The 238-nt window shown below is 61.8% G+C and carries 1 protein-coding gene; it reads left to right on the top strand.

Annotated elements, in window-relative coordinates; translation table 11 throughout:
• On the top strand, positions 1 to 238 hold a 238-nt coding region (locus OH705_RS28670; protein ID WP_267303629.1), incomplete at both ends, for a hypothetical protein.

Below are 238 nucleotides of genomic sequence, written 5' to 3'. Positions count from 1 at the left end.
CCGGCGGCACCGCCAACAATGTGTATCCGCTGGTGCGCGGCATGTACAACTACCGCGAAGACGAGATCAACGCGTTCGGTTGGAACAACGAGTTCAATGTCGGCGCGGTGCGCCTGGTCGCCGATGTCAGCTGGTCGAAGACCAAGCGCGACGAGATCAACCTCGAGAACAACACCCAGCGCCTGCCTGCGCCGCAACTGGATTCGGTCGGTCTTGAGTTCCGTTCCGGCGGCTTCTC

Origin of the sequence: Pseudomonas sp. BJa3, from assembly GCF_026343815.1 — a bacterium.
Lineage (GTDB): Bacteria > Pseudomonadota > Gammaproteobacteria > Pseudomonadales > Pseudomonadaceae > Aquipseudomonas > Aquipseudomonas soli.
Note: the sequence above shows the minus strand (reverse complement) of the source record. Positions and strands in the feature narration are given on the sequence as shown.